The sequence below is a fragment of the Nocardioides sp. genome, assembly GCF_051876515.1.
Lineage (GTDB): Bacteria > Actinomycetota > Actinomycetes > Propionibacteriales > Nocardioidaceae > Nocardioides.
The window spans coordinates 21,296-28,468 of sequence record NZ_JBJEHY010000170.1; the positions used below are offsets into that span (position 1 = coordinate 21,296).

Below are 7,173 nucleotides of genomic sequence, written 5' to 3' on the forward strand. Positions count from 1 at the left end.
GAGGCAGCCCGACGGGCCCGCCGTACCCTGACCTGCGTGAACGACCCCGCAGCTCCCACGCCGACGCCCGACGAGACCGCCGAGGTCCCCGGCATCGATCCCGAGGAGCTGGCCACCGCGATCAAGGTGCTGCGAGCCCTGCCCGCGCTGGGGCCGGACCACCCCGACGTACGCCTGATGAAGCGCGAGGCGTCGTACATGTACAAGCTGGTCAAGAAGTCGCGCCGTGCGGAGATCCGCATGGAGAAGCAGCGCCACGACCAGAAGATCATCGAGATGACCGCGACCGGGTCGCCGATGCGGATCGACGACGAGACCGCGGGGATCCCGCTGGTCTCGAACACCGTCGGCGCCTTCGCGGGTGAGCTGATCACCGCGCGCGGGTGCTACATCTGCAAGGAGGACTTCACCCTCGTCGACGCGTTCTACCACTGGCTGTGCCCGAAGTGCGCGGCGTTCAGCCACGCCAAGCGCGACCAGGGCACTGACCTCACCGGCAAGCGGGCGCTGCTCACCGGCGGGCGCGCCAAGATCGGCATGTACATCGCGCTGCGCCTGCTGCGCGACGGCGCGCACACGACGATCACCACCCGGTTCCCCAAGGACGCGGTGCGCCGCTTCTCCGCGATGGAGGACTCCGCCGAGTGGATCCACCGGCTCAAGGTTGTCGGCATCGACCTGCGCGACCCCACGCAGGTGGTCTCGCTCGCCGACGACGTGGCCGCCGCGGGCCCGCTCGACATCCTCATCAACAACGCCTGCCAGACCGTACGCCGCACGCCCGGCTCGTACGCCCCGCTGACCGAGGGCGAGCTCGCGCCGCTGCCCGACGGGGTGTCGCTGCCGGAGATGCTGTCGTTCGACCGGATCTCCGAGGCGCACCCGGCCGCCATCGCGGGCGCCCTGGCCGACGTGGCGGTGGCGCACCACGACGGAGAGTCCGCCGAGTCGGCGCTCGCCGCCCACAACGCCGCCTCCCTCACCGCGCTCGCGCTCAAGGCGGGCAGCGCCTCGCTCGAGGCCCACGTGGCCGGGACCCCCGTCGACGCGGGTGGGCTGCTGCCCGACATCCAGGTCAACAACTCCTGGACGCAGACGGTCGACGAGGTCGACCCGCTGGAGCTCCTCGAGGTGCAGCTGTGCAACTCGATCGCGCCGTTCCTGCTCGTCTCGCGGCTGCGTCCGGCGATGGCCGCCGCCGCCCGCGCCGCGTCGTCTCAGCGGGCGTACGTCGTCAATGTCTCCGCCATGGAGGGTCAGTTCTCGCGCCGCTACAAGGGCGCCGGGCACCCGCACACCAACATGGCCAAGGCGGCGCTCAACATGATGACGCGCACGTCGTCGGGCGAGATGTTCGAGACCGACAAGATCCTCATGACCGCGGTCGACACCGGCTGGATCACCGACGAGCGCCCGCACCACGAGAAGCTCCGGATCGCCGCCGAGGGCTGGCACGCCCCGCTCGACCTCGTCGACGGCGCCGCCCGCGTGTACGACCCGATCGTGCTCGGCGAGAGCGGCGAGGACCTGTACGGCTGCTTCGTGAAGGACTACAAGCCCTCCCCCTGGTGAGGCTCCGCTGAAGGTCTGAGCGCCGGCGCTGCGTGGCTCCCGCACCTCGTCGGCGACGGTCAATGGGGGCAAACCGACCTGTTGTGGGCGTTGCAACCCCCACAACAGGTCGAAGTCCCCGCCAAGGCGGGGACTTCGACAGCGGGGTACGCAACCCCCGGGAACGCAACCCCCGGGGAACACGACGGCCCGCGCCTGCAGGGGCAGACGCGGGCCGGTGGGCGCGAAGCGCGGTCAGACGGCTGCAGGGGCGGCGGCGGCCGCCTCCTCCTTGTCGAGGTCGCGCAGCTGCTTGATGACGAGCAGGAAGATCATGGCCTGCGAGGCCATGCGGATCCAGTCGCTCACGTCGGCCTGCGGGACGAGCGTCGAGGCCGGCGAGATGCCGCTGGCGATGGCCGGGTGGATCATGCCGTACACGAAGTCGGCGATGCCGGCGAGCAGCATGAAGCCCATGCTGAAGATCAGCGGGGAGGCGTACTGACCGCCGGCGCTGCGGTAGGCGAGGATCATGTAGATCGCGCCGGTCGACATCGCGACCGCCATCATCAGCAGACCTGCCTGGTACGTCGCCACCTGGCCGTCGGTCGCGTCGTCGGCCAGCGCCGGGAGACCCACGAAGAAGTGCATCAGCACCGTGATGAGCAGGCCGATGCCGATGCTGATCCAGATGTCGCGGCGACCGTCACGGAAGGTCAGGTCGGCCAGGACCATCGTGCCCTTGATGCCGGCGACGAAGAACATCGCGTAGGCGCAGACCCACAGGGCGTCGCCGAACGCAGGGGCGTCGGCGAGCGGGAAGATGCGGTACGACAGGTAGCAGCCGGACAGCGCGATCAGGCCGAACGACAGCAGCCGCGTGAAGTCCTTGATCAGGCCGTCGCTGCGGCCGCTGAGGTGCCACGCCGCGAACGCGCCGGCCGCGTTGGCCACCACGAACAGCCAGCCCACCGTCTCCTTGGCGGCGTCCGAGCCACTCACCGTGCAGAACGCCAGAGCGACGAAGAGGCCGATGAGGATGGCCCAGAAGAGATTCTTGACGGACAAGGGGGTTCCTATCTCTGAGGTGGGGTCAGCCGTGCAGCGCGGACCGGAAGGACTCGACGGTGGCGGCACCGAAGTTGCCGAGCCGGTCGGCGAGGAACTCGAGCAGCTGTGCCTCGCTCATGCCGGCCGCGCCCTTGCGGGTGGCCTCCACCGCCTTGGTGGTGCCGCGGCCGAGCTGGGGGCGCAGGGCGTCCTCGAAGGCTCCCCAGATCCGGGCCTCCCCCACAGCGCCACCGGGCGCCTGCGGTGCCTCGGGCTCAGCGGGGGTCGGCGCGGCAGGCGCGGTGGCAGGCGCGGCGGTAACGGGCGGGGCAGCGGCCGGTGCGGTCTGCTGGACGACGGGCGCGTACGTGGGTGCCGGGGCCGAGGCGCGGGGCGTCACCCGGGGCAGGACGTCGTTGAAGACGGTCGCCATCCCGATCTGGCCCACGTCGAGGAGCTGGGAGTGGGTCTGTCCCTCCCCGAGCACCAGGAGCAGCGCAGGCTGGGCCCCGTCGTGGCGGGTCTCGTGCTGGGTCAGGGCCACCGCCACCGGCGACAGGCCGATGGACGGGAGCACGTGGGCAAGGTCCTCCAGGAGTGCGGCGCCGAAGGCACCGGTGAGGACGGGCGTCTCGATCGCGCCCTGGACGTTGATGGTCACCAGCCCTCCCTGCAGCGCATCTGGATGGCGGGGATGACGTTGCCGAACACCTTCGCGATCCGTCCGTACGTGTTGTCGACGATCATGACGCCGCGGTGACGCGGGCCCATGGCCAGGAAGACGACCAGCTTCTTGTCCACCGGGAGGTCCAGCAGCCACCAGTCCCGGATCTCGCCGAGCTCGTCTGGGATCGGGAGCCGCGCGTCGACTCGCTGGCTGAGCTCGAACAGCTGGGCGTTGCCCTCGGGCCAGGTGCGCGCGCCGTACACGGCCTCACCGTTGGCCCGGTCGAAGACGACGAAGGACAGCAGGTCCTCCTCGAGACGTTCACGCGCGTACATCGCGGCGTGCCGGATCGTGTCGAGGCTGAGGCCCGGCGGGAGGGCCGGTCGAGGCGGCTCGACGCCGGCAGCGGCACGCCGGCTCGGCAGGGGAGGTGGCTCTGGGATCGACACGTGGGCGCGCTTCCGTTGGGGACGGTGTGTCTCGCACCTTAGTGATCACGGAGCGCTCGCACGGCCAAACCCCACAGGTTTGATACGCAAACAGAGGTGCTATGGCGCGCGGCGCCCCGCCCGCGGCGACCGTACGGGGTGCCGCGGGCGGTGCACCTCAGCCGGCCGAGCCAGCGATGTTGACCATCCAGTTGATGCCGAACTTGTCGACGAACATGCCGAACTCGTCGCCCCACGGCGCCTGGGTCAGCGGCTGCCTCACCTCGCCACCCTCGGACAGGCCGGTGAACCAGCCACGCATCGCGTCGGCGTCACCGGCGTCACCAGAGATGCTCACCGACACGTTGTCGCCCATGGTCACCGGCACCATCTCCGGCGGCGCGTCGGCGCCCATGAGGGTGAAGCCGGCCGGCGTCTCGAGCTGGCCGTGCATGATCTGGTCCGCCAAGGGGCCCTCCATGCCCATCTCCCCGAACGTCGAGAGCGACAGCTCGCCGCCGAGCACGGACTGGTAGAACTCCAGGGCCGGTCGGGCCCGACCGTCGAGGATGTTCACGTACGGGTTGAGTCGGGAAGCCATGAGATCTCCTGCGGGTGTGGAGGGGTGGCGAGGGCGGGATGTGCCCCGACGGCCCACGGTAGACCTGCTCGTCCCCGACCAGACCGTCCACCGCGACCTGACACCGTCCCAACCGTCTTCGGTGGGTCCGCGAGGGCCGGTCGTGACCGCCTGACTCAACCCGCGACGGCCCCGCGCACGTGGCGGCGAGCCGGTCGTACATCTCCGCCACCACCCCGGGCGCGCTGTCGGTGACGTCGTAGGAGTGGTCGAGGTCGATCCGCTCGCGCAGGGCCCCGGCGGCCCCGAGCGCGTCGGCGAGCACAGCCCCTTCGCGGTACAGGGTGTCCTCGCGGCACAGCACCACCAGGGGGGGCGATCCCGGCGATCTGGTCGGCGGCGGAGTTCGTGCCGTACGCCGGCGAGACACACGGGTGGGCGCGGTCCGCCGGGTCGGGGACGTACGAGGCGTCGAAGACGTCCAGCATCCACGGCCGCAGCATCGCCTTCGACGGGAAGGTACGTGGGTGCACGGCGTCGGTGGGCGGGTACTGCAGCAGCTGCAGGAGCGAGGCGGGCGTACCGTGCTGGCCCGCCTGACGGCACGCGGCCAGGGCGCGGCCCGCCCCCGCGCTCTGGCCACCGGTGGTGAGCCGCGACCCGTCCCACTCACGGCCCGACGACGCGGCCCACACCAGCACGTCGTACGCCTGCTCAGGCGCGGTCGGGGAAGGGATGTGCCCCGGCGCCAGTGCGTACTCCACGTTGAGCACCGCCGCATGAACCTGGACCTGGAGGTCCTGGAGGGCTGACGCCCCTCCTCGCCCGCGTCCCTCCCCTCCTCTGCCGCCCCTCCCCCTTAGTAACGCGCAGTTATCCGTACGAGGTGCAGTCAGTTGACGGCTCCTCGTACGGATAACTGCGCGTTACTAGGGAGGTGAGCGGCGGCTGGCGCCGGGGTTTCCTCCGTCGCTCAGCTGCCCGAGTGGCCGCGCAGCAAGTCACCGAACGACGTGAAGTCGTCCAGGTCGTCGCCCGAGCGGCGCCGGGGGGCAGTGCCCTGGTCGGGGCCGAACCCGCCGACGGAGTACGCGTCGGTGGAGACCAGGAGCGCCGCGAACTCCGAGGCCGCCCGGGTGATCCGCTCGGCCAGCCCCGTCGCGCCACCGAAGTCCTCGGTCGCGGCGAAGACGCCGGTGGGCACGACCACCGCCCGCAGGTACGAGAAGAGCGGGCGCATCGCGTGGTCGAGGACCAGCGAGTGGCGGGGCGAACCGGCCGTGGCACCGATCAGCACCGGCACGCCGGTCAGGGCGTCGGGGTCGAGGGCGTCGAAGAACATCTTGAACAGCCCCGAGTACGACGCGCTGAACACGGGCGTCACCGCCACCAGACCGTCGGCGGACGCGACCAGGTCGCGGACCTCGGTGATCCGCTGCGTCGGCATGCCGCCCGAGGTCATGTACGTGGCCAGCTCCCCGGCCAGCTCGCGCAGCTCCAGGACGGTCACCTCGACGTCCTCCCCGCGGGCGCTGACCTGCGCGGAGACGGCCTCGGTGATCTGGTCGGTGAGCAGCCGGGTGGACGAGGGGACGGTCAGCCCGGCCGTGACGGCGACGACTCGACGGGTCATGTCGGTGCTCCTTCTGTGCGTTCGGGTGGGGTGGTCAGTTGTCGGACTGGGCGGCCGCGGCGGCAGCCTCGGCGACCTCGCGGGCCGGCTCGACCAGGTGGTGCGGGGCCTCGGGGCCGGCGGCGACCAGCGAGGCGTGGGTGGGCGGGTCGGAGGGGACGTGGGCGGGGCGACGGCGCTCGAACTCCTTGCGCAGCACCGGCACGACCTCCTTGCCCAGGATCTCGATCTGCTCCAGCACGACGTGCTCGGGCAGACCCGCGTGGTCCATCAGGAAGAGCTGACGCTGGTAGTCACCGACGTTGTCGGCGAAGGTCAGCGTCCGCTCGATGACCTGCTCGGGCGTACCGACGGTCAGCGGCGTGACGGTGGAGAAGTCCTCCAGGCTCGGGCCGTGGCCGTACACCGGGGCGTTGTCGAAGTAGGGCCGGAACTGCTTCTTGGCCTCCGCCTCGGTCTCGCCCAGGAACACCTGACCGCCGAGCCCGACGATCGCCTGGTCGGCGGAGCCATGGCCGTAGTGCTCGAAGCGGCGGCGGTAGAGGTTGACCATCTTCGCCGTGTGCGCCATGTCCCAGAAGATGTTGTTGTGGAAGAAGCCGTCGCCGTAGTAGGCGGCCTGCTCCGCGATCTCGGGCGTACGGATCGAGCCGTGCCACACGAACGGCGGGGTGCCGTCGAGCGGGGCGGGCGTCGAGGTGTAGCCCTGGAGCGGCGTACGGAACTCGCCGGACCAGTTGACGACCGGCTCGCGCCACAGCTTGCGCAGCAGGTGGTAGTTCTCCACCGCCAGCTTCACGCCGTCGCGGATGTCCTTGCCGAACCACGGGTAGACCGGGCCGGTGTTGCCGCGACCCATCATCAGGTCGACGCGGCCGCCGGAGAGGTGCTGCAGGAACGCGAAGTCCTCGGCGATCTTGACCGGGTCGTTGGTCGTGATCAGCGTCGTCGCGGTCGACAGCTGCAGGTTCTTCGTCTGCCCGGCGATGAACCCGAGGTGGGTGGTGGGGCTGGAGGCGACGAACGGCGGGTTGTGGTGCTCGCCGGTGGCGAAGACGTCGAGGCCGACCTCCTCCGCCTTCAGGGCGTACTTCGTCATCGCAGCGATGCGCTCGCCCTCGCTGGGCGTACGGCCGGTGGTGGGGTCAGTGGTGACGTCACTGACGCTGAAGATTCCGAACTGCATGACGACTCCTGATCGCTAGATGGTTGAAGTTTGTACTACTCGCAACCGGGTGTCCAGCCGATCTATTCCGCACACGGG

8 protein-coding genes are annotated in these 7,173 nt (G+C 70.5%); 1 reads left to right on the forward strand and 7 read right to left on the reverse strand.

The genetic code is table 11. The features are described from left to right. Positions 1-36 precede the first annotated feature (36 nt). The gene (locus ACI379_RS12895) at positions 37-1,572 is read left to right on the forward strand and encodes an SDR family NAD(P)-dependent oxidoreductase (protein WP_439792493.1); all 1,536 of its coding nucleotides are present in this window, start codon (positions 37-39) and stop codon (positions 1,570-1,572) included. Positions 1,573-1,806: 234 nt separating this feature from the next. On the opposite strand, the gene ACI379_RS12900 is transcribed toward ACI379_RS12895, so the two are convergent. From ACI379_RS12900 to ACI379_RS12930, 7 genes are all read right to left on the reverse strand, one after another. Next, on the reverse strand, positions 1,807-2,619 hold the full coding sequence (locus ACI379_RS12900; protein ID WP_439792494.1) for a hypothetical protein: 813 nt from the start codon (positions 2,617-2,619) through the stop codon (positions 1,807-1,809). Positions 2,620-2,644: 25 nt separating this feature from the next. Continuing rightward, a complete protein-coding gene (locus ACI379_RS12905; protein ID WP_439792495.1) occupies positions 2,645-3,262 on the reverse strand; it encodes a hypothetical protein in 618 nt (205 codons plus the stop codon). Further along, on the reverse strand, positions 3,259-3,717 hold the full coding sequence (locus ACI379_RS12910) for a hypothetical protein (protein ID WP_439792497.1): 459 nt from the start codon (positions 3,715-3,717) through the stop codon (positions 3,259-3,261). The genes ACI379_RS12905 and ACI379_RS12910 overlap by 4 nt, the downstream gene beginning before the upstream one ends. A gap of 157 nt (positions 3,718-3,874) precedes the next feature. Further along, positions 3,875-4,297: a VOC family protein gene (locus tag ACI379_RS12915; protein ID WP_439792498.1), complete on the reverse strand. Its 423-nt coding sequence runs from the start codon at positions 4,295-4,297 to the stop codon at positions 3,875-3,877. Between the two features lie 155 nt (positions 4,298-4,452). Further along, the gene (locus ACI379_RS12920) at positions 4,453-5,193 is read right to left on the reverse strand and encodes an alpha/beta hydrolase fold domain-containing protein (protein WP_439792501.1); all 741 of its coding nucleotides are present in this window, start codon (positions 5,191-5,193) and stop codon (positions 4,453-4,455) included. 56 nt (positions 5,194-5,249) lie between these two features. Beyond that, positions 5,250-5,909: an FMN reductase gene (locus ACI379_RS12925; RefSeq protein WP_439792499.1), complete on the reverse strand. Its 660-nt coding sequence runs from the start codon at positions 5,907-5,909 to the stop codon at positions 5,250-5,252. 34 nt (positions 5,910-5,943) lie between these two features. Beyond that, entirely contained in the window at positions 5,944-7,095 is a 1,152-nt protein-coding gene (locus tag ACI379_RS12930) for an LLM class flavin-dependent oxidoreductase (protein ID WP_439792500.1), read from the reverse strand. Between the last annotated feature and the right edge of the window lie 78 nt (positions 7,096-7,173).